We start from the raw sequence: 18,776 nt of genomic DNA, 5'->3' as shown, positions 1-18,776 counted from the left end.
TGATATGCGATATTTTGTCGGAGCATTCCTGATGACCGCCATCACCATGGTAGGACCCAATGCTAAGGCCGAATGCGATTTAACCGCACGGAAAATTGTCTACTATTGGGACGAGAAGCACACCCAAGCTATTAATTCACAGATGGCATTTGAAGCGAGCGATGGATCTGTCCTCTTTAAAGAACATATGATGATCAATTTCGATGGCTTCAAATATGCCTACCACAAGAACAACATTAAAGGCGGGGCAGTCCTAAATTTGTGCAATGCCGGAAAAGTCTTTCTCCCAGATGGGTCATCTTACAGCGGATCCGAAAGCGACGAGACGTGCACAGGCAAATTCCTTCAAGATTACCGGAAAATCGGTAAGGCGGGATGGCATGATCCAACCGTCGGCCTGATCAACTGGTATGGTGTACTGGGAAAAGACAACGTGAAAATTCACGGACAGGTAGTGAAGCGCGTCGAGCCAATCGAGCAGAATGATGGTTCTGGATTTTTCGTCTCTCCCACTGCTTTAGCGGACGAGACAAATGAGAATGACGCTGATCAGAGTAGATATCTCGACGCCACGAAAATCCCGGCGGCCGTAGTTAGAGGACCTAAACTTGTCAGCGATTTGCCTGTCGTCGCTGGAACATTCGGCGTAGCGTACGATCTGTCCAAGAAGGTTCCTGTTCCCTTCGTCGTCGGCGACTATGGACCAAAGGTAGGCGAGGCAACTCCGGCGTTGGCACGTAAACTGGAGGACGTTGACCCAAGCGTTCCTTTTGACCGCAAACATCGCTATGCGGGTGGAGTGGACGAACGTCGGATTGTCTGGATTTTCTTCAGAAACGCAGGTCAGGCACAGCCCCCATTTGATGAGCAAACGGTAACTACTGCCGCGCAAAAGGCTTTTGAGAAGTGGGGCGGCGAACCTCGGCTCCAAGAATGTGTAGATGGCCTGTAGCATAGCTTGCATATCGAAAGAGCAAGGTAATTAAGACGATCGCGAACGAATTCCAAGAACGTCTGAAGATGTATCCAGCTACTTCATCATGGAGTTTTTGGGCTATTGAACGGACTATTTGAATTCATGCCATTTCATAATTCGCCAAGCAGCCTAGGGGGCAAAAGTGAAGGGTATTTGGATTTTAGGCGGAATGTTGCTTGCTGCAGGGGCGGCCGTATCTGCCCGAGGTGAGACGATCTCACCGGTTTATTCTCGGACTTCGTGCCGGTTGGCCTGCCAGCCGAGACACCGCCAGCGTTAGCGCTTGTGAATGCTGATGTAACAAAACCGGCGGCCGTGGCCGCGATATTCAAGGCGCAGGTCGTCGAACGGCAGGGCATGATGGCACTAGGCGCGGGAACAGCGAATGGCGTCAGATGGCCGGGTGGTGTCTTGGAGTAATTGGTGCAAATAGATTGGCGCGATCCTAAAAGGACAATGGACGCAAGAATCTCGTTACTCATAAACCAACTGACAGCGGCCAAGGCGCTGGCGGAAAAGGACTCCCGACGACGCATGTTGGTCTATCTTCTGGAGCTTGCGATCGTCGATGCAGAGGAAGAGCGAGAACGGCACCGCTCAAGCCTGACGGATCTGGCAAACCAAAGCGGGATTTCGGGTCGCGCAAAGGAAGACTGATGCACCTGTTCATGGTCATTTTCATCGGCGGGAAGGTGTTCGGATTCATGGGGCCGCTTGAGGGGGACATGGATGGCTGCCTGAAACTCGTCAAGCAGCAAACCGCCATCCTCCAGGAGCAAATCGCCACCGGATACGACGTCAATGGCAATCCAATCTCGGCGGCGGCGCGGCAGATGTCGTTCGGCTGTCTTTATTCCAGCGTGACGCCCGACGGCGCCCGCCCTTTTTCTGCACAGTAGTCCGAAACACCAAGACAAAAGGCGCGACGACAGCCACCCCCACATGCTCCCTCAGCGTTCGTGCAAACTGTCCTGGAACGTCTTGATAAGCGGGGAGAAGAAGTAGCTGATCAGACGTCGCTCGCCAGTGACAATATCGACGCTTGCGGTCATCCCGGAGGCGAGGCGTATCGGCTGGCCATCGACCTGAATGGCCGGTTTGTCGAGTTTGAGACGCACGGCATAAACCCAGTTCGTCTGCGCGGCTCCCTGTCGCGCATCGGCGCCGACCCCAGTCACTTCCGCCGCAATTGTCCCGAACCGCTCGGCCGGAAAGGCCGCCAGTTTCACGTAGGCGCGTTGGCCGGGCCGCAGAAAACCAATGTCGCTATTGTCGAACAGAGCCTCCAGCTCTAGCGGCGTGTCCTGGGGGACGATCGTCATCGTTGGCGTGCCTTCATCGAGAAAGCCGCCGACCGTCGAGACGCTGAGATTCTCGACGATGCCATCCACCGGCGACACCAGCGTCATATTGGCGAGATTCTGCTTGGCCGCCTTGAGCTCGGCGGCAGCACGCACCATCGCGTTGGTCGTATCGTTCAGTTGCTTTTGGTAGGTCACCAGCCCGGACGAGATGACCTTTTGACGCTGCTTGCGGATTTCATCCTTCTCGGCGGCGAGCTGCTGCAGCGTTTTCGAGGCAACGGTCACCTCCCCTTCGACGACGGTCACTTCCCGCAGCCGGTCGAAATAATCCGCCCGGCTGATGACGCCCTGTTTCTCCAAAGCGTCGTAGGATTTAAACTTGTCGGCGACGATCCGGTAATCGGCGTTGGCGTTGGCGAGACGTACCTGACTGACGCTCTCGGCAGACTCGGTCTTGCGCAGGGCGGAATCCAGCTGAGCGACGTCATCGCTGATCGACACCAAAATTGCACGCACCAAAGCCACGCTCGCTTCGGAAGCCGCGTGCGGCTGACCGGCGACCTTCTCCAATCCCGACGACACAAAGACGGGAGATGCGGGATCAACCCCGGACAAGGGCGCCAGCACCGCGTTGGCGACAAGCTGGTCCTGTTCGAGCGCCTGCAGGTTCGCACCGAGCTGGTCGACCAGGCTGCGGGCCTCGGTGTCTTCAAGGCTGACCAGCGCATCCCCCTGCGAGACCCGTTGGCCCTCCCGCACGTGGATGGCGGCGACCTTACCCTGGAAACGGGATTGGATGGTCTGCACGCGCGCGATCGGCACGATACGCCCCTGCCCGGTCGCGATGATCTCGGTGGTGAACACCACGCTGCCGATCACGATCGACAGGAACATCAGCAGAAAGACCCAGATGGTCAGGCGGATTGTAGGCGACGTTGCGGAAAAAGCGATGGTATCAGCCATGCAGCACCCGGAGCGGCGAATGGGCTACCGTGCCCAGATCGACGACGTTGATGTCCTCGCCCAGAAGGTCCCGGCGATGAGTAATGACGATGGTCGCTATGGTTTTGCTGACATTGGCGATGGTGGCGACGACGACGCCCGCCGCCTCGTCGTCGAGCGCACTGGTCGGCTCATCCAGCACGAGGATCGAAGGCTTCGCCAGCAGTGCGCGTGCAATCGACAGCCGCTGGCGCTGGCCGCCCGACAGGAAGCCGCCGCGCTCGCCGACCTGCTGCTCGAGACCGTCTTCGAGGTTCGCTACGAAGTCGTGGCTGCCGCTCGCCTGCAGTGCCCATGCGATCTCCTCCGCGGTGGCGGATGGATTGGCAAGCAGCAGGTTTTCGAGAATGGAACCTGAAAACAGCACCGGCTCCTGCGGAACGTAGGAAAGGCACCTGCGCAGGCTATAAGGATCAAATTCCGAAATATCCTTCCCGTCGACGGCGACGACGCCCGACATCGGCTGGTAGAGGCCGACCAGGATTTTCCCGATGGTCGACTTGCCGCATCCCGACGGGCCGACAATGATCGTGGGCCGGTCTGCGGTGATCCTGACCGAATACCCCTTGATGATGAAATGGTCCGGCTGGTAGCCGAACCAGATGTCTTTCATCTCGACCTCGGCAACACCTTGGAGGTCGAAGGCGGGCTTGAGCGTTTCCTCTTCCGACGGCTCATTGATTAGATCCCCGAGCCGGTGACGGGCGACCTTCAGGCCAAGCCACTGTTGCCAGACCGTCGACAGCGACATAATCGGCCCGGCGACCTTGTCCGAGAGCATGTGAAAGGCGATCAGTTCCCCGAGCGTTATGGTGTTGGAAAAGACCAACTGGGCGCCGAAGAAGATGATCAGAATGTTGGAGCCGCTGCCGATGAGGTTCTGGATGGCGCCCGAGCCAATGTCCCATTTGACTACCCGGAACTGCTCGGTGAGGCTCGCGATCAACGTGTCCTGCAGACGGGCGTGCTGGATGCGCTCGCCGGCCATCGCCTTGACGGTGGTGAGATTGCCTAGAATTTCGACGAGCCGGGACTGGTGAAAGGACTCGGAGAGGAAAGCCGTCTGCATGCGGTTACGCAGGAAAGGGCCAAAGGCCCCGAAGACAACGAGCTGCAGCGGCAGCGCAATCAGCACGATGAGGGTGAGAAAGGGACTGAGGGCGAACAGCGCCACAACATAGATCACGGCAAAGAGGGCATCGACCACGACGCTCGCCACCGTGCCCGTCAAAAAGCCGCGCACCGTGTCGATCTCACCGATCCGCGCCAGGGTCTCGCCGACCTGCCAGCGCTGCAGAAACGCAAGCGGCAGATTAAGGACATGGCGGAAGATCCGGCTGGCCAGTTCGGCGGTCAGCCGGTTGGCGATATGGTTGCTCAGGTAGGAGGACAGTACATCAAGGATCACCGTGAACACGGCAGTGACCATGAGGATGCCGACGATCAGGACCAGCGACGCCTCGCGCTGGAACGGGAGCACGCGATCGATCACCGTCTGGAAGACGAACGGTTGCACCAATCCCATCAGGCGGATCACCGAGGCGGCCAGCATGACTTCGGCGACCAATGGCGTATAGGGCAAGGTCGATTTGGCGAACCAGGCCAGCGAGGCCGGCTCACCATTGTTGCTAGAAAAATGGGACATTGATAAGCCGAAGGAAACGCCTGAATGAAATTCGGCTCTGATTAGCGCAGATGAGCATCGTCCGCAACCTGTCCTAGAAAATCTACAAACGGCTCAAGCTTGCTGGGTAAATGCCGCAATTTTCTATATCGCCGCCAAGTAAGTTCAGGTATTTCAGGCTCCTCGCCTGGCCAAAATGGTCGGCGTGGGGCATTCAACACATCGGGGTCAGACCGTGCAAAGTTTATCCTGGGCTATTGCCCTTTCGCTTGTCATTCAGAGTGAAGCTGTGGCGGGCTCCCTCCCCTCGATCCTTGAATGCAGCACGCTCGGTGAAGCCTGTCACGATACAGCAACCTGTAAAACCAGCGATTTAGGCAAGAAGTTCACCCTCGATTTCACCCGAAATGCGGTGTCCTCAAGCACGTTTGAGGACCAAATAACCTCGACGACTTTCGTCGAAGGCGAAAAGCTTCAGCTGAGTGCTGTGACACAATCCGACAAGCTGATCTTCCTCGCCGCAAAAAACATGAAAGCACCCGACACCCTAGTATGGACGGGAAGCATGTTTGCCGACGCTCCCGGCGATACACAACTCACAGGGGCGTTGATCTTATGTCGTCCGCCGACTTCGACGGCGATACGCGGCTAAGCACAAATTTTTGCACCCTGCACCAGAATTGTATTTCCAAGCACTTGATTAAGTTGCAAAAGCAAGCATATTTCGCGCGCGCAGTTCGCGCATCTACAGCATAGTTTACATTTTAAAGGAGAGTATCCATGGCTTTTAGCTCTATTGGCAGCGCCCTCACGTCGATCCCGAAGGTTATCAACCCGAGCCTTCTGACACCGAAGCTGCCGACTGGCCTGATCCCGAGCGGCGGCAGCTCGTTGTCGGCATTGGCCGCGGCCGCCGCCAACGTCGGCACCCTTACCCCGGCTCAAATCGCTGCCGCACAGGCTCTGCTCGGCAAGAAGTAATGCGACCGGCGGACCGTCCCGATATCGGCGGCGGTCCGCCAACCACGCCGCGTCCCCCCTTAGTCGGCCTGTCGTTTTGATGATTTTGGCGTGGGACGGTTAGCCTTCATCAACTGCTTCACTGCCGGCTTGCGCGGCTTCTCGACTTTGGGCGGTTTGGGAGCGGCAGGAGGGGACTCGCGAAGCAGGCGCCAAGCCTTCTCGATAAGGAATGCTGCCCCATCATGCCCGAGGCTGCGCAGGGAGCCACTCAGCCGGTTCGCTTCATCGATCGCCCTGTTCCAAGCTGCCACGTCTCGCCTATAAATTTCTTCAGCGGTCATCTCGTCCCGGTTTTCCGGAAACATTGTCTCAAAGCGCCGCCGGTTAAACGGTTCTTTCTTCCTTGCCATTCTTGGATGCCTACGCGTTTTGCTGGTACTCAGATCAGCGTGCTTTTTACAGAATTGTGGAAAACGGAGTCGATAGTTTTTCCGCGGGAAAAAATCCGGATAAATTCAGGCTCGGAGAGCGGACTGTGACCCAAAGACTATCCTTTGTTGTCGAGCAGTTAACGGCAGCAAGAGCCGTCGCTGACAAGCACGGCCATAATTCTATGCTGTGCTATCTCTTGGATCTCGCCATTGTCGAAGCGGAAGAACAACGCGACCGTCAAAGACCGGAAAATGGCCGGCGAGACCCTGATGGCTCCTAATGGGCAGCGTGTCCGGGTATGCCTCATCGTCTCGATGGTGCTACGGCCTCCCCGCTCTTCCGTCCGGCAGCCATGGTCGATATGGACATATAACCGTCCCCGTAAGGCACCTTCGTCGTCTTCGGCTCGATATGAAAATCGGCATACTTCTCAACAAAGCGAGGTATCCATGGCCGATCTGAAGAATAATAAACAGTAGTCTCAGCCGCCTGCACGATCGCAGTGTTTATCGCGATAATCTGTTGCTTCCCGACATTCACCCGGCGAATGCGTAGATTTCGGAACTCCAGATCCACATTTCCACGTTCGCGAAGATCGGGCCAAATTCGTATAGCCAGATCCGGAGCCAGAGGCACAATACGATTCACAAGGCCCGGTCGCTCGCCCGATTCGATCGCCACGGGATAGTCGCTGGTAAAAAAAGGGCTATCCTGGCCTTCATTAATAAGGATATCCCATCGGGCATTCCCCCACACCGACAGACGCTCGATAACAGTCTGAATGCCGATGGACTGTGGATATTTCGGGTCAACGTTGAACTGGACACGCCCCGAATTTAACAGCTCAGTTAACGATTCTCCACCAAGGCACGGCGGTGGTGGAAGATGGCCACCTTTCTCAAGTAGCTCTGCCGCCATATCCAAGGTCTTTCGAATAGGCAGGCTATGGATACGCGTGCCAGCGGGAGAACAACTCTCCACATAAGCTGCAAATCCGGCAATTGCGAAAATGGAGGCGGGATCAAGTTGCCCAAAGCGCAACTTTTCTAACGCAGCGTTGTACCGAGGCTCTACATCCTTCAAAAACTCTTCTATAATCCGGGGTTCCTGAAGGTAAGGATTCGTACTGCCGTCATCGATCCGACATTGGCTATAAGCGTCGCACTGATAGCTCTTTAGTCCAGCCTTGCGGATTGCATACATCCGTTCTCCCAATTCAGGGGCATAGAAGTTCTTCAAATGAACTTGCGAAACGTAGTGATCCAAGGCCATATGAGCACCTAATTCGACATCCGTTCGATGCTCAATTCATGTCTTCTAACACTGGCGGCAGAATCCGAACCAAATCTCCATGAATGTCGATCTCATACATGGACGACAACATAGCAAGCTGTACACCCACAAAGGCTCGCAACTCCCCAAGCGCAGTAAAGAACCCTGCAGGGTGCGTTCCGCGACGCAACCTAACGTGAGGTTCATCCCGATCAAAAAAGGGATCACGGCGACGTTCCATGATATCGTCGAATGTTGGATACGGTTCATCAAGGAACCGGCGGCAAGCCGCGCCTATGGCCCGAACATGCGCCACACCTGGCGCCTTCTCACTAAGGATACCCACCGCCGTCGTGCACTCCGCTCGGATCATGTGAATGGACGAAACCACGTCGTCCTCGACCTCCGCAGGGAGGGGATTAAACAGAGCGCGGCGGTCTTCTAAGAACGCGAGGAATTTGCGGATTGCATCTCGCTCGGAAGCCGGCGGAGTCCATTGGATACCAAAGGCAGGCGTTGAAATGCCGGTTATCCGCTTCAGCATGTCTTTCGCACGGATCAGCATCGACATTATTCCCACATTCGGTTTGCATCGAAATTGATCTTGGCGGCCTTCAGCTCTTTTACGAGAGCCTGTTTCCAACCTTCACCGGGGTCCATTTCGGTATAGACAATACCGAAGAGGTCAGAGGGGATTTCCACATCCCCCTTCCGCAACAGGCAGACACGGCCTCGACCAAGCTTCCCAGCAAAATAGCCAAGCTCAAAAATGACGTTCTGCCTTGCCCGCTGATTCTGTCCCTCGGCAGAGACTGCCGACCCAACATCGTCGGGGGTCAGCAACACCACAGCAAAGCCAACCTCGGCAGCACTGGCCTCGTATTTCTCAATGATCGTCCGCCCTTGGTTCGGCTGCTCCTTGAGGATAATTACCTCCAGCTTCAGCTTCTCCAGAAACCGAGCCAGACTATTCAACGCACCGTCGTCGTGGCCGTGGACAATGAAAATCTTGTTCGAGGCGGGTAGCTCGAGCTTGGGCATGTTTTGTCCTGACGTAGCGATATACGCCTTATAGTCCCTCACAAACGGAATAATTACTTGCCCGGTGATCCCGTTGATAGCGGACATGATCTTGCTTCCCGAACCGTAGTAGTGAAAACCGAACTGCTCCATAAACCGTGGGTCTTCAGCAAACTTACAAATCAGCAGAAGCGTTAGACCCAAAGTTTCGTTCGGGTCTTCCGGCCATTCGATGTTCCCTCGCCCGATACCGCCGCCTGAATCCTGCTGCGCCAGGAAAGCTTCCAGATCAAGCCCAGCCGTAAGCAGCGCATTTGCGTCAGTTAAGTCCTCATGGCGCAACAGGCGAGCGAGAGTTCTCAAGGGCCTTTGAAAAGTCTGGTACTGCGCACCCTGCAAGTCGAGCACAGCGTTATTGATCTGCGTAAAGAGACTGACGCCGTCCATCGGTTACTCCTCACCTTCACCAAGACGGGCGGCCGCGGCTCTCTCGATAATACCTTCTCGATATTGCTCCTTCAAACCTTCGATCAAGTCAGCAACAAACGGGTTGGATGCGTATTGTCCCACTCGCTCATCAATAATGGATTCGACTTGGCGGACGGCGTTCTCAATGCTAGCCGGGTCATCCGGCGTGAAGGTGACAGTGCCCAATTCGCCGTCCAGTTCCGCAACGGCTTTCTGAGCGTCTTCAAGCTGTCGGCTCAACTCATCAAATCCTGTAATCTTCATGATTCTTTCTCCATTCCACGAATGACAATACCACTTGTAATGGCAATTGCACTTCCTTCGTCTGCAACCCAGTCCCTTCCCACTAGATTATTTGAAATCTACCCGGCGCCCGTTTCACCAATCCTTTGCAGTTGTGCAAATGTGCTCGACCGCAAAACCGCTGTCTCCAGCCCTATGCCGAAGTGCAATCCTTCCGTGAAACGGGAATAGCGTTTGTAAGCGGCGACTGTTGATGTCATGGCGTTGTGCTTGGCGTAGTTATGACCGCACCCGCAAAATCGTGCTCTCGCTCACCCCGAACGCCCGCGCAATCCGCGCATACGGCTCACCCCTGGCCTTCCGTTCCATGACCTGAGCCTTTTGACGGGGCGTCAGCTTCGGCTTGCGTCCGAACTTCACGCCCCGCGCCTTCGCCATGGCGCGGCCATTGGCGGTGTTCGCCAGAATCCTCAGACGTTGCATACGGCCCACCCAGCCCCGGAAATAGGCGATCACGTCGGCAAAATCGAAAGCCGTATCGATGTACGGTTCGTCGAGAAGACGAAGCTGAGCGCCAGCGCTCTCCACCTCCCGGAGGATCAAAACTAGATCGAGCGGGTCCCGGGCAACGCGATCCGACTCTGTGGCGAGGAGAACATCGCCAGGTTCAAGGCCCGCCAGTAGCCGGAGGAACTCTGGTCGCCCTTTCGTGTCTTTACCGCTCTTCTTCTCGTAGATGATGCGTTCGCAACCAGCCTTCCGGAGCCTGTCCAGTTGATAGGCAAGATCCTGCTTTTTCGTGGAAACGCGGGCGTACCCGTAAATCATGGCCGCACCCTGCCAATTGAAACGACAGGAACAAGAAAGAAGGACACGCCATCAACACTTTGTATTTTTTGATATTAACTCCTGCTCGCAGCATTCATAAATCACGACTTTTGCAAGTGGCGTAGATTCACATTCTGTTACAGCAATTATATTTCAGCAATACCTTAAGTGCCTGATTATTTTATTTGAGATTTGATTTCCACTTCTCAGTCACGCGACCGTCAAAAGTCGTGATTTTTGATACCCGTCTCCCAGAGAAGCGCCTCCTCTCACGCCGCTGTCTCACGGAGTTTTTTCATGGCCAATACGTTCAAATTCTCGACCATTCTCTGGGTGGCGGCAGGGCTGCTCATCCCGCTCTGGCCGGTCAGCCTGCCGGTATGCTGGTTTTTTGCCTACCGCTCTTACCGAGATGGCGGAGCGCCAACCCCCTCCCTTCCCGACCTGCAAGCCGCCGCCGAGCTGCACAAATCCGGCAACCTCTCGGATGCCGAGTTCCAGAAAATCAAATCGCAAGCCCTCGGCACCCGAGGCTGATCAGGAGTGAACATCGCCCCCCATTTTCTACCTTATTATCTTGGTCCTCGGCGGCGGTGTCGGCTTTGGCGTCGGCGTCGCAACGCGCCCGACCATCTTGGGATTCCCTATCCCTCTCGGCGTCCTGACCAGCGACTATCCGCTCGACCAAGTGCCCAAGCAAATGCTGATCGAGCACCTGACCACATACGGCGGCATCGGCTTGGGGATTGCGCTGGTCGTGGTCATGCTGGCTTACGTTCGTCAGGCCGCCCTCACGCCCCACGCCGATGACCGGCGCGAAGGGCGGTAACCAGCCGATGCTCAACAAACGCCTTATAGGCTTGTTCCTCGTCCCCGCCGTCCTTGTCGGCTGCTCGGATGCCCACTCTCCCATTCAGGGAATGTGGGAAGCGCACAGGAGTGATGGATCCCAGCTCACGGCGACGATTGACTTTCAGAAAGACGGCAATGTCTCCATATATGAGCGGGATCCGTCCGCGGCGAGCGCGAGCGGTCCGTGGGCCATCTCTACGGACAACCCGCCCGACGGCTACGCAGGCATCCTGAAGATAACATTGGGTGAGCGCGAAGCAGACAGGGTCGCCTGCGCCTATAAGATCAGCGGCACGCAGATGACATTCGGCGACTGCTCGGCAGGCGACTGGAACACGCTGACGCTAATGCGCATCGAAACGGATCCGGATATCTCGCCGTCGGCCGACAAGGTTCTGGGCAAGTGGGAATTAGATGACGACGGCCAGACCTTCACGCTCGAGCTCCTCAAGGATGGCCGGACCATGGTCACGCCAAAACTCAAGGGCAACGGTGTGCTCGATAGCCTGGGGTCGACATCCGGGACGGGCACCTCCTTTTACAGGGAAGGCAGTTGGAAAATAGCGAGTTATGTCCCATCGGGCCATGAAGGCGTCTTGAACGTGTCGATACCGGGCGACAGGAGCTTCTCGTGCGCTTACAAGGCCGAACCTCAAAGCCTCACGTTCGCCGACTGCACGTCCGAAAATAACGACGCCAGCATTTACAACGGCATGAGATGGACCCGTGCCCAATAGGACATCGCATGCGCTCTCGCTCCGGCAGAAACAAAGGCGGTCCCAAAGGACCGCCTTTGCTTGTAGACGCGTCAGTATTCATCAGCCCGCATCACGGTTAGGACCCGGCAGGTGACGCTGGGGTCGGCCGGATTTGGCGAACCATAGGTCTTCTCGAGATCGTAGTAGTCGATCTTCCAGAAGTAGCGCACGCCGCTATGCTCGAAGCTGCCAAAGTCATGCTCACCGTGCGGATCATTGTCGGGGCTGAAGGCGTCAAAGGTCTGGACCTGATGCAATACCTCGCCGAGATCGTCGCCCGGTAGAGCGGCCACGCCGCGGGTGAACACCATCTGGCCACGAGGCGGGAATGGAAACGCGCGTAGCTGGTCGTTCAACAGGCGGATGCGAAGGTTCCTCGCGCTCGCTGCGTCTCTCTCGTCGATGGGTCGGTTGCTTTCGATCGTCATTGGATTTCTCCCGCTGGTTACCCGGCTCGCCCATTGCGGCCGGTCGGGATCTCAAAGCGACGTGAAGCCCGAGGCGCGGCACGCGCCGGTCCCGGTCAACAGCAACACGGGAGCGAAGCGAATGGAGCGGGCAGCCAGATTGACGGGGACGGGCCACGGCGCAGAACCCCGACCTCACTGGCCGCAAGGGGAGACGGCGAACCGGGAAAACCAGACTCGAATGCCTCGACAAATTGGCAACGGCCTCGCAAGGGGATGTCGGTGCCTCCGTGCAATGTCGAGCATCCCGGCATGACAGGCGGCCTTTTGAGGCTACCCCAATCACCAAGCGATCTTCGGCGCATCAGCGCCTTCAAATGTTCATAGAATAGAGGACCGGGGGACCTCTGCCACAAAAGAATATCCAGAACGCGCTGTATGGTTTTAATGCCCCACCAAAAAAGTGGGGCATATATTCTTCAGATAACGCGTTTCCAGCGGATTAAATCGTGCAAAGTGTCTTGTACCGCGCGGATTTTGGTGTCGGTTCCGCTTGGCTCGACCATCATCGAGGTACTGGTATCGACACAGTAGACTGTCGCTTCGGCGTCGCGGTGATGGTATTCATAAAAGGCCATCCCGAGACTACGAGCAGCAGACATCGGCACGTATTGACCTCCAGCTGAGAAGCTAGAGACTGCCATGAGGCGGTACTCGTCGAAGTTTTCGTCTTCGCCGATACCTACCGTATGGATGGCTATGTCCAATTCCTTCGCGCGACGAGCTTGCGGGAAAACGTCTGATGTGAAGACGTTGTCAACGCCATCAGTGAGCACCCAAATCGTCCGCTTGAAATGGGATGGCATTTCGGAAAGTAGGTGGTTTCCCAGTCGCAACGCTCCGCTGAGGTTCGTCGCAAAGCCGGATTTCTTGGACAGACTTTCGACCGCGCTTTTCAACGCGCGGTCATCTGGCGAAGTGAATGGGCAGAGAGCCTGTGCTTTTTCGCCAAAGGAAACGAGAGCAACTTTGTCAAAGCTGCTACTGATGTCCTGAGAAGAAAACGAGACACGGACTCCGCCCGCATAATTGCGTGGCATAAAGCTCATGGTCAGCTCCTTTGAGTAGAGCCAAGGTTTACAACCTTGGCTCAGTCCTCAGTGTTTGCTGACCAGCTGCGCGGTAAGCGTATGACGGTTTACGCCAAACACATACTGCCTGCCGGTTACTTCGTTCTTGACTAGGACCCCGAGATTAGTCAGGAGATCGAACGCAAGAACATAGTCGATGCGGATCCACTCGCGCCGTATAGGTTGACCGGGAGATGCTTCCGGAAGGGGCAGCGCTTCATCGAACAAAACCTTTTCGACGACCTTTTCTGCCGTTTGATACCTTCCGACAATGGTGTCAAATTCTTGATTTAGGGCCAGTTCAACCAGAGCATCTGCGCTCTCATAAACAGTTGGAGGGATTACTCTTATCATAACGTTGCTCTTTCGTTTGCGTTTATCGCAGAGCAACAACCCGCCGCCGGAACATGTCCCAGCCAGGGCAAAAACCTGCACCCATCATTATTTCAAATGACGGAGCGGCGTGCGTTGCTCACGACCGCCAAAGGATCACAGGGCCTTCCAGCTCCCTCCCCTCCGAACGTTCGCCCCCGAGTTTTGCGCTTACGGGATAACGGCAATATCAACGAGTTTTAGGCTAAAATGTGGCCTGTTCATCCTTTGTTAACCTAAGGCAAAAAAGGACGTGCGCGAGCAACTTGCGCACGTCCCTTGATGATCGGCTCCGCCGACCACTCAAGTTCAGCTGGAAGACTGAACCCAAGGCCCCAAAAGGAACGAAAGATGAACATCCGAACCTTTTATATATGAATAATCTCTAAAACGTCAAGCGCCCCGGAGGGGCGCCTGTGACATTCCCTAAATTATGAAGAAGGTTTTTCCCGGAGGGCTTCGGTGCCAGCAAAAGCAGTTTCGTCTTTTGTAGCATAAGCATAATCCCTCGCCGCAACTCCTTCGCGTCGGGACTTCTCTATCGATGCTGATTGCGGCAACAATATGGCCGCGGCTGAATCTCGGATATGAGCGCTATTCTTAAACGAAGATCTACAAACAAATATTCTCTTCGGGGCGTTGCGGGCTCTCCCGCAGAAGGGGTGGCGTAAAACCGCCCACGGGTTGCAGACAGGGGAAGGCTTTCCCCTCCCAAACCATTCCCCTATCCCAAACACGACAAGGAGTCGTCCGCTCCCGCCAAAGCGGCGCGCAGCCGCGTCCTGCGGGCGAACCAGATGGGCGACCCTCGGCAGGTGGCACCCCTAGGACCCGCCAGATTCCAGCGTTCCGCAAGTCTGTGCTCGGGAGACCGCCTCCGGCGGCGGCACACGACTTGCGGGTTGCTGGAGGCGGGTCACGGTGCCACCTCCTGCCGAGGCCCATCGCCAGTGAGCGGAGCACACCGGCGCAAAGCACAGGCGGGACCAGTCGGACATCCCATGTCCGACCGTGCGGACGGCGGGCGGGTCCGTCACTCCCACCCTTGGGGAGTGACGGACCCGCCCTTCCCAAGTACCGAAGCCATTTTCCCGCAAACGATCACACATGACCAACAAATGACGCCCGTTCCCACCGGAACGAAGCGGCATCATTTTTTAGGCAACACGCTGGCACTTATCAGGCGACCGCGTTCACTATCCCGCTCGGTCAAGCAATACGCCTGATCCATCTCACCCGACCCTTTTCCCATCCAACAGGAGAGCACTATGCATGCTCATACCATCCGAGCGCCGCCGCGGCGGCGCCACCCCGGACGCCGGTTCCCCGAACCGCCGCCGGCCGCCCAACAGGGCAACCCCACTCGGCCAGCCGCCCGGCTGGCTCAGGACGGCTCTTACCGCATGAAAGGAGACTGACAGCATTCCCCGGCCCCCGCCGCGGATGTCTTTTCGCGGGGTGACCTGATCTAAGGACAGGCATCGGCCATCAACACTCACCGCCTTGAACAAAGGAAAGAGGCTGATGGACGATTTGACCATGGACCTGGTGCGGCTGTGCCGCCGCAACCGCGACGGTGCCTACGGCACCCAAAATAACCGCCAGCGCGGCCTTGCCGCGATGGCCGAAGAACTCCTCGAGATCGGCTACAAGCTGCCGACGGCGGCTTCACTTAAGCCGAAACATGCCGAGGCCCTCGTCGAGAAATGGCTGAACGAAGACAAGACCGACGCCAGCGTCCGCAACCGGCTGAGCTGGCTGCGCTGGTGGGCCGAGAAGATCGGCAAACCCAACGTGGTTTCCCGCGACAACGCCAGCTACGGTGTCGCCGAGCGCGGCGAGGTCACGCGCAATCGCGCTCAGGTTCTCGACCAGATCCGGTTTCAGGCGATCGAAAGCCCGCATATCCAGGCTTCGCTCCTGCTACAGGTCGCCTTCGGCCTGCGCCGCGAAGAGGCGATCAAGTTCCGGCCGCAGGTCGCCATGCGCGCCGACCACATCACGCTTCAAGCCAGTTGGACCAAAGGCGGCCGTCCTCGAACGGTGCCAATTACCACGCTTGAGCAGCGCCAGACCCTCCACCACATCGCCGCCCTCGTCCAAGGCCAGGGCTCACTGATCCCGGCGGAACTGACCTATGTCGAACAGCTCAAGCGCTATGAGTACCAGACCCACAAGGCCGGGCTCCGCAATACCCACGGGTTCCGCCACGCCTATGCGCAGCGCCGCTACCAAACGCTCACCGGCCTCGCCTGCCCCCTCGCCGGCGGCAAGGACTGGAAGGAGATGAACGCGGGCGAACGCGACGCCGATCGCGCCGCCCGGCGGCAGATATCCGCCGAGCTCGGCCACGGCCGCCTGAAAATAACCGATACCTATCTGGGGAGTGCCTTCTGATGAAACGTGCCGAGGGCAACTATCTCATGGCGACCAACGTCAGGACCAAATACGCCAATCAACTGTTCAACCCGGCGGCTGTCGCCGCCGCCATTGATGAGGTGGCCTTCAACGGCCACCGTCATCACCGCCTCGTCCAGGACCAGCCGTTCGACCTCTCGGAAACCGATGCCGCCAAGGCACTGGAGGAATGGCTCGACCAGGAGCAGTTCCACTACATCTGGCGCCCCACGCTCATCGAACAGGACCTGCTGCGCCCCGCGGTCACCAGCGAATACCCAGAGCTGGTGATCTCGTGGTGACCCTCATCCTGCTGGCGCTGCTGCTCGTGCTGCAGGTGCTCCTCACCGCCACAAGCCTGAGTGCCCGACTCCTGTCGGGCATTCTGGGCTTGGTGCTCCTATACGTTCTGATCAAATAGTTGTCCTGAGGCTAACGTGCAGTACTCACCCGGATAACTGCGGTAAATCACTCAGTACAAATTTCCGTCCTGAACCCCTATTCGCCAAGTTCACTTACTGCCCCTGTAAATGCGGGATGGCGGAGACGGTCGTATCTAAGGTAGTGTCCATCGTGACGGACAGGGAGGGCGCGATGCCTGATGGGGACGATGGGAACATTGGGTTCTTCAGTGGTTTAGAGCTTCCGCCCGGCTACAAGCAAAATGAGCAGGAATTCTTAAAATCTCGCGCTGAAGTTCAGCAGCCGAAACAAACCAGCATCGGCGTGGAGCACGGAGTGATAAACGGAACCTTGGTAAGGAAACTTCCGCCCTTTCCGTCCAGGGCGCTGGTGATTGCATCATGCGATATGCTGAAGGTGCTGGGGCACTCCGGGTTCGATGCCCTGCTGCTCCGTTGGGATCTCCCCAACGGCATAGGTGACGGATCTGGTTTGGCTGCCCGATCGACCTCGTTGGCGAAATATGCCCTTAGCGATCCCGAGCTGCGCACATCGGAGGGGCATCCCCTCCAGTCTGAGATCGTTTACGAAGCAGGCGAGATCTATCGCGCGGGATGGATTACCAATATAGGCGACAAAGAGCGGAACGCCTTCAAGAAGGCTTCTGACGCGGCCGGATCGATGAATGACGTTTCAGAGAGCGGAACACTCGTTTACGGGACGAATGACGTGCAAAATGCTGCTGTGAATGTACCTGGGCCGGCAAAGCCGAAATCCAACAAAGTTTTTATCGTCCATGGCCACGACGAGGGTGCTTTAGAAAAACTGGCGCGGTTCCTCGAGAAAGTAGGGCTCGGAATTATCATCCTCAAGGAACAACCCAACCAGGGTCGGACCATCATCGAGAAGTACGAAGATTGCGCGGACGAAGTCGGTTTCGCGGTGGTACTCCTCACACCGGATGACGTGGGATCAGCGGCGGCCGCCTCCGGTCAAGCGCAACGCGCCCGTCAGAACGTTATCTTTGAACTAGGCTACTTTGCCGGGAAACTAGGACGCGGAAGGGTCTGCCTGCTGCGCAAAGAGAAAGTTGAGATGCCGTCTGATCTATTCGGGGTCGTATATACTGACATGGATTTGTCGGACGGCTGGAAAATGGCGCTTGTGAAGGAGCTTAAGGCGGCTGGACTTGCATTCGACCCCAACCGGCTGTGGGATTAACCTGATCTTGCCATCCAGCCGCTGGCGCCCCTCATGCTCCCGATTTCCTCTTTATGATTCAACAGCCTAGGATGCTGCGGCGCAGGGCGCCGCAAAATAATGCGATTATGTTCTTTTTTTGTTCCAAAAACGATAGGACTTGATTAAGATAGAAATCGCAATATATTTGAAACACTCGCTGTCATTCTGGAGATTGACATGATCTTGAGAGAAGGGTCTGGCCGCCTTTAATGGTCAACACGGATGGCGGCCCTCGGGGCCGCTATCTTTTTGATGTGGGGGCATCCATGAAGGGGATCGCAGTCAGAATAGCGCTGGCCTTGGCGTTATTTTATGTAGTTTGCTTTACGGCCTACACAAACCTGATCATTAAATTTTTCGGCCTACCTTTTCCCGGGATGGTCGCGGTTGTCCTTATTCCTTTGACGACTGCAGGCTTCATATACCTCAACCGGATGCAGAAAAAAGTAAGTTTAAAATCGTCTGAGAAATTTTCAATTAGTGCGCTTTTCTTCGCTTCACTCTATGGAGTCTTTGCGTACGACGTTTACCAACAGAATCCCGCTTCGCTTCCTATCATGGCTGCGGCTCTTTTCGCGACATTCGGATGGCTATACACTGCTTATGAAAATCGAAATAATAATCGAAAGGCACATACCTTAAATATCCTGCTCCAGATGCGGAATAGCGCGGAATATAATAAACACCGAGAAATAATATTAAAACATTTTTCTCCGCAAACTAAAATTGATACAAGCCTCATAGCTCAGACCCAGAAATCAGTGACAGACCCCGCGATCAACCTCCGATGGTCCGTGGTATATCTGGCTAACTATATTGAGTTTATATGCGTGGGTTACGTCACCAGGGACCTCGATGAAGGCCTTTTGATCAAGTCGTTCCGATCTATCATCATAAATTTCTGGGATTCATTCGAACCCTTCCTCTTGGAGGAACGACAGGACGATTATGGCCGCTACAACCCCAAAATCTATGAGAACATCGAGATCACTGCGCAGGAGATGCGACGCAAACGTATAAAGGAAGGGCTGAACCTGGGTCCGCTGCAGGCGAACCGTATTCACGGACCCTAGTTATCCTGTTC

25 protein-coding genes are annotated in these 18,776 nt (G+C 56.2%); 14 read left to right on the top strand and 11 right to left on the bottom strand.

Translation table 11 applies throughout. The annotated features are described in order from the left end of the window. The first annotated feature begins 31 nt into the window (after positions 1-31). The 3 genes from RCCGE510_RS12410 to RCCGE510_RS12405 all read left to right on the top strand — a co-directional run bounded on the left by RCCGE510_RS12410 (position 32) and on the right by RCCGE510_RS12405 (position 1,875). The gene (locus RCCGE510_RS12410) at positions 32-952 is read left to right on the top strand and encodes a hypothetical protein (protein ID WP_007630370.1); all 921 of its coding nucleotides are present in this window, start codon (positions 32-34) and stop codon (positions 950-952) included. A gap of 480 nt (positions 953-1,432) precedes the next feature. Then, positions 1,433-1,633, top strand: a complete 201-nt coding sequence (locus RCCGE510_RS34745) for a hypothetical protein (protein ID WP_157179901.1) — start codon at positions 1,433-1,435, stop codon at positions 1,631-1,633. Next, entirely contained in the window at positions 1,633-1,875 is a 243-nt protein-coding gene (locus RCCGE510_RS12405) for an MmcQ/YjbR family DNA-binding protein (RefSeq protein WP_007630369.1), read from the top strand. The genes RCCGE510_RS34745 and RCCGE510_RS12405 overlap by 1 nt, the downstream gene beginning before the upstream one ends. Before the next feature lie 51 nt (positions 1,876-1,926). Here the strand turns inward: RCCGE510_RS12405 and RCCGE510_RS12400 are convergent, their stop codons facing one another. Together RCCGE510_RS12400 and RCCGE510_RS12395 are read right to left on the bottom strand one after the other, a co-directional pair. After that, entirely contained in the window at positions 1,927-3,243 is a 1,317-nt protein-coding gene (locus tag RCCGE510_RS12400; RefSeq protein WP_007630368.1) for an HlyD family type I secretion periplasmic adaptor subunit, read from the bottom strand. Further along, positions 3,236-4,927: a peptidase domain-containing ABC transporter gene (locus RCCGE510_RS12395; protein WP_007630367.1), complete on the bottom strand. Its 1,692-nt coding sequence runs from the start codon at positions 4,925-4,927 to the stop codon at positions 3,236-3,238. Before RCCGE510_RS12395 ends, RCCGE510_RS12400 begins: the two co-directional genes overlap by 8 nt. A 214-nt stretch (positions 4,928-5,141) precedes the next feature. Between RCCGE510_RS12395 and RCCGE510_RS12390 the strand changes: the two genes are divergently transcribed. Both RCCGE510_RS12390 and RCCGE510_RS12385 read left to right on the top strand, forming a co-directional pair. Continuing rightward, positions 5,142-5,558 carry a hypothetical protein gene (locus RCCGE510_RS12390; RefSeq protein WP_157179900.1) on the top strand — a complete coding sequence of 139 codons (417 nt, stop codon included), beginning with the start codon at positions 5,142-5,144 and terminating at the stop codon, positions 5,556-5,558. Positions 5,559-5,686: 128 nt separating this feature from the next. Beyond that, positions 5,687-5,887, top strand: coding sequence for a hypothetical protein (locus RCCGE510_RS12385; RefSeq protein WP_007630365.1), 201 nt, complete (start codon positions 5,687-5,689; stop codon positions 5,885-5,887). A 59-nt stretch (positions 5,888-5,946) separates the two neighbouring features. On the opposite strand, the gene RCCGE510_RS12380 is transcribed toward RCCGE510_RS12385, so the two are convergent. The 6 genes from RCCGE510_RS12380 to RCCGE510_RS12355 all read right to left on the bottom strand — a co-directional run bounded on the left by RCCGE510_RS12380 (position 5,947) and on the right by RCCGE510_RS12355 (position 10,132). Then, a complete protein-coding gene (locus tag RCCGE510_RS12380) occupies positions 5,947-6,279 on the bottom strand; it encodes a hypothetical protein (protein ID WP_007630364.1) in 333 nt (110 codons plus the stop codon). Between the two features lie 325 nt (positions 6,280-6,604). After that, positions 6,605-7,573 (bottom strand): DUF4238 domain-containing protein, encoded by a 969-nt coding sequence (locus tag RCCGE510_RS12375; RefSeq protein ID WP_081525721.1) that lies wholly within the window; start codon positions 7,571-7,573, stop codon positions 6,605-6,607. Between the two features lie 31 nt (positions 7,574-7,604). Beyond that, the gene (locus RCCGE510_RS12370) at positions 7,605-8,138 is read right to left on the bottom strand and encodes a DUF6650 family protein (protein WP_157179899.1); all 534 of its coding nucleotides are present in this window, start codon (positions 8,136-8,138) and stop codon (positions 7,605-7,607) included. Between the two features lie 5 nt (positions 8,139-8,143). After that, positions 8,144-9,040, bottom strand: a complete 897-nt coding sequence (locus tag RCCGE510_RS12365) for a nucleotide-binding protein (protein WP_007630361.1) — start codon at positions 9,038-9,040, stop codon at positions 8,144-8,146. 3 nt (positions 9,041-9,043) lie between these two features. Further along, complete coding sequence (locus RCCGE510_RS12360) at positions 9,044-9,325, bottom strand: hypothetical protein (RefSeq protein ID WP_007630360.1); 282 nt, start codon at positions 9,323-9,325, stop codon at positions 9,044-9,046. Positions 9,326-9,583: 258 nt separating this feature from the next. Further along, the gene (locus RCCGE510_RS12355) at positions 9,584-10,132 is read right to left on the bottom strand and encodes a recombinase family protein (protein WP_007630359.1); all 549 of its coding nucleotides are present in this window, start codon (positions 10,130-10,132) and stop codon (positions 9,584-9,586) included. A 297-nt stretch (positions 10,133-10,429) separates the two neighbouring features. Here RCCGE510_RS12355 and RCCGE510_RS12350 point away from each other — a divergent pair, with 297 nt between their 5' ends. From RCCGE510_RS12350 to RCCGE510_RS12340, 3 genes are read left to right on the top strand one after another with little or no spacing between them, the layout of a single operon-like run. Beyond that, positions 10,430-10,669, top strand: a complete 240-nt coding sequence (locus tag RCCGE510_RS12350) for a hypothetical protein (RefSeq protein ID WP_007630358.1) — start codon at positions 10,430-10,432, stop codon at positions 10,667-10,669. Between the two features lie 40 nt (positions 10,670-10,709). Continuing rightward, a complete protein-coding gene (locus tag RCCGE510_RS12345) occupies positions 10,710-10,961 on the top strand; it encodes a hypothetical protein (protein WP_007630355.1) in 252 nt (83 codons plus the stop codon). Beyond that, positions 10,939-11,721 (top strand): hypothetical protein, encoded by a 783-nt coding sequence (locus RCCGE510_RS12340; RefSeq protein WP_240539649.1) that lies wholly within the window; start codon positions 10,939-10,941, stop codon positions 11,719-11,721. Before RCCGE510_RS12345 ends, RCCGE510_RS12340 begins: the two co-directional genes overlap by 23 nt. A 71-nt stretch (positions 11,722-11,792) precedes the next feature. On the opposite strand, the gene RCCGE510_RS12335 is transcribed toward RCCGE510_RS12340, so the two are convergent. The 3 genes from RCCGE510_RS12335 to RCCGE510_RS12325 form a co-directional block, all read right to left on the bottom strand. Continuing rightward, a complete protein-coding gene (locus RCCGE510_RS12335) occupies positions 11,793-12,170 on the bottom strand; it encodes a DUF3768 domain-containing protein (RefSeq protein ID WP_007630353.1) in 378 nt (125 codons plus the stop codon). 458 nt (positions 12,171-12,628) lie between these two features. After that, a complete protein-coding gene (locus RCCGE510_RS12330; protein ID WP_007630352.1) occupies positions 12,629-13,258 on the bottom strand; it encodes a vWA domain-containing protein in 630 nt (209 codons plus the stop codon). Positions 13,259-13,306: 48 nt separating this feature from the next. Next, positions 13,307-13,633, bottom strand: coding sequence for a hypothetical protein (locus RCCGE510_RS12325; RefSeq protein WP_007630350.1), 327 nt, complete (start codon positions 13,631-13,633; stop codon positions 13,307-13,309). A 1,290-nt stretch (positions 13,634-14,923) separates the two neighbouring features. Here RCCGE510_RS12325 and RCCGE510_RS35975 point away from each other — a divergent pair. From RCCGE510_RS35975 to RCCGE510_RS12305, 6 genes are all read left to right on the top strand, one after another. Beyond that, positions 14,924-15,058, top strand: coding sequence for a hypothetical protein (locus RCCGE510_RS35975; protein ID WP_276310643.1), 135 nt, complete (start codon positions 14,924-14,926; stop codon positions 15,056-15,058). 117 nt (positions 15,059-15,175) lie between these two features. After that, positions 15,176-16,048 (top strand): phage integrase N-terminal domain-containing protein, encoded by an 873-nt coding sequence (locus tag RCCGE510_RS12320; protein WP_007630349.1) that lies wholly within the window; start codon positions 15,176-15,178, stop codon positions 16,046-16,048. Then, the gene (locus tag RCCGE510_RS12315) at positions 16,048-16,350 is read left to right on the top strand and encodes a hypothetical protein (protein ID WP_007630348.1); all 303 of its coding nucleotides are present in this window, start codon (positions 16,048-16,050) and stop codon (positions 16,348-16,350) included. Before RCCGE510_RS12320 ends, RCCGE510_RS12315 begins: the two co-directional genes overlap by 1 nt. Beyond that, positions 16,347-16,469, top strand: coding sequence for a hypothetical protein (locus RCCGE510_RS35970; RefSeq protein WP_276310642.1), 123 nt, complete (start codon positions 16,347-16,349; stop codon positions 16,467-16,469). The genes RCCGE510_RS12315 and RCCGE510_RS35970 overlap by 4 nt, the downstream gene beginning before the upstream one ends. 173 nt (positions 16,470-16,642) lie before the next feature. Further along, positions 16,643-17,671 carry a nucleotide-binding protein gene (locus tag RCCGE510_RS12310; RefSeq protein WP_037078475.1) on the top strand — a complete coding sequence of 343 codons (1,029 nt, stop codon included), beginning with the start codon at positions 16,643-16,645 and terminating at the stop codon, positions 17,669-17,671. Between the two features lie 287 nt (positions 17,672-17,958). Continuing rightward, on the top strand, positions 17,959-18,765 hold the full coding sequence (locus tag RCCGE510_RS12305; RefSeq protein WP_157179897.1) for a DUF4760 domain-containing protein: 807 nt from the start codon (positions 17,959-17,961) through the stop codon (positions 18,763-18,765). The last annotated feature ends 11 nt before the right edge of the window (positions 18,766-18,776 follow it).

Origin of the sequence: Rhizobium sp. CCGE 510 (assembly GCF_000292525.1) — a bacterium.
Taxonomy (GTDB): Bacteria; Pseudomonadota; Alphaproteobacteria; order Rhizobiales; family Rhizobiaceae; genus Rhizobium.
Note: the sequence above shows the minus strand (reverse complement) of the source record. Positions and strands in the feature narration are given on the sequence as shown.

Bases quoted from the DNA above. Each gene is read 5' to 3' on its own strand.
- RCCGE510_RS12410 (WP_007630370.1), top strand. From the start codon at position 32: ATGACCGCCATCACCATGGTAGGACCCAATGCTAAGGCCGAATGCGAT.
- RCCGE510_RS12385 (WP_007630365.1), top strand. From the start codon at position 5,687: ATGGCTTTTAGCTCTATTGGCAGCGCCCTCACGTCGATCCCGAAGGTT.
- RCCGE510_RS12365 (WP_007630361.1), bottom strand. From the start codon at position 9,040: ATGGACGGCGTCAGTCTCTTTACGCAGATCAATAACGCTGTGCTCGAC.
- RCCGE510_RS12310 (WP_037078475.1), top strand. From the start codon at position 16,643: ATGCCTGATGGGGACGATGGGAACATTGGGTTCTTCAGTGGTTTAGAG.
- RCCGE510_RS12375 (WP_081525721.1), bottom strand. From the start codon at position 7,573: ATGGCCTTGGATCACTACGTTTCGCAAGTTCATTTGAAGAACTTCTAT.
- RCCGE510_RS12305 (WP_157179897.1), top strand. From the start codon at position 17,959: ATGAAGGGGATCGCAGTCAGAATAGCGCTGGCCTTGGCGTTATTTTAT.
- RCCGE510_RS12340 (WP_240539649.1), top strand. From the start codon at position 10,939: ATGACCGGCGCGAAGGGCGGTAACCAGCCGATGCTCAACAAACGCCTT.
- RCCGE510_RS34745 (WP_157179901.1), top strand. From the start codon at position 1,433: ATGGACGCAAGAATCTCGTTACTCATAAACCAACTGACAGCGGCCAAG.
- RCCGE510_RS12405 (WP_007630369.1), top strand. From the start codon at position 1,633: ATGCACCTGTTCATGGTCATTTTCATCGGCGGGAAGGTGTTCGGATTC.
- RCCGE510_RS12360 (WP_007630360.1), bottom strand. From the start codon at position 9,325: ATGAAGATTACAGGATTTGATGAGTTGAGCCGACAGCTTGAAGACGCT.
- RCCGE510_RS12335 (WP_007630353.1), bottom strand. From the start codon at position 12,170: ATGACGATCGAAAGCAACCGACCCATCGACGAGAGAGACGCAGCGAGC.
- RCCGE510_RS12380 (WP_007630364.1), bottom strand. From the start codon at position 6,279: ATGGCAAGGAAGAAAGAACCGTTTAACCGGCGGCGCTTTGAGACAATG.
- RCCGE510_RS12355 (WP_007630359.1), bottom strand. From the start codon at position 10,132: ATGATTTACGGGTACGCCCGCGTTTCCACGAAAAAGCAGGATCTTGCC.
- RCCGE510_RS12350 (WP_007630358.1), top strand. From the start codon at position 10,430: ATGGCCAATACGTTCAAATTCTCGACCATTCTCTGGGTGGCGGCAGGG.
- RCCGE510_RS12325 (WP_007630350.1), bottom strand. From the start codon at position 13,633: ATGATAAGAGTAATCCCTCCAACTGTTTATGAGAGCGCAGATGCTCTG.
- RCCGE510_RS12370 (WP_157179899.1), bottom strand. From the start codon at position 8,138: ATGCTGATCCGTGCGAAAGACATGCTGAAGCGGATAACCGGCATTTCA.
- RCCGE510_RS12400 (WP_007630368.1), bottom strand. From the start codon at position 3,243: ATGGCTGATACCATCGCTTTTTCCGCAACGTCGCCTACAATCCGCCTG.
- RCCGE510_RS12330 (WP_007630352.1), bottom strand. From the start codon at position 13,258: ATGAGCTTTATGCCACGCAATTATGCGGGCGGAGTCCGTGTCTCGTTT.
- RCCGE510_RS35975 (WP_276310643.1), top strand. From the start codon at position 14,924: ATGCTCATACCATCCGAGCGCCGCCGCGGCGGCGCCACCCCGGACGCC.
- RCCGE510_RS12395 (WP_007630367.1), bottom strand. From the start codon at position 4,927: ATGTCCCATTTTTCTAGCAACAATGGTGAGCCGGCCTCGCTGGCCTGG.
- RCCGE510_RS12315 (WP_007630348.1), top strand. From the start codon at position 16,048: ATGAAACGTGCCGAGGGCAACTATCTCATGGCGACCAACGTCAGGACC.
- RCCGE510_RS12320 (WP_007630349.1), top strand. From the start codon at position 15,176: ATGGACGATTTGACCATGGACCTGGTGCGGCTGTGCCGCCGCAACCGC.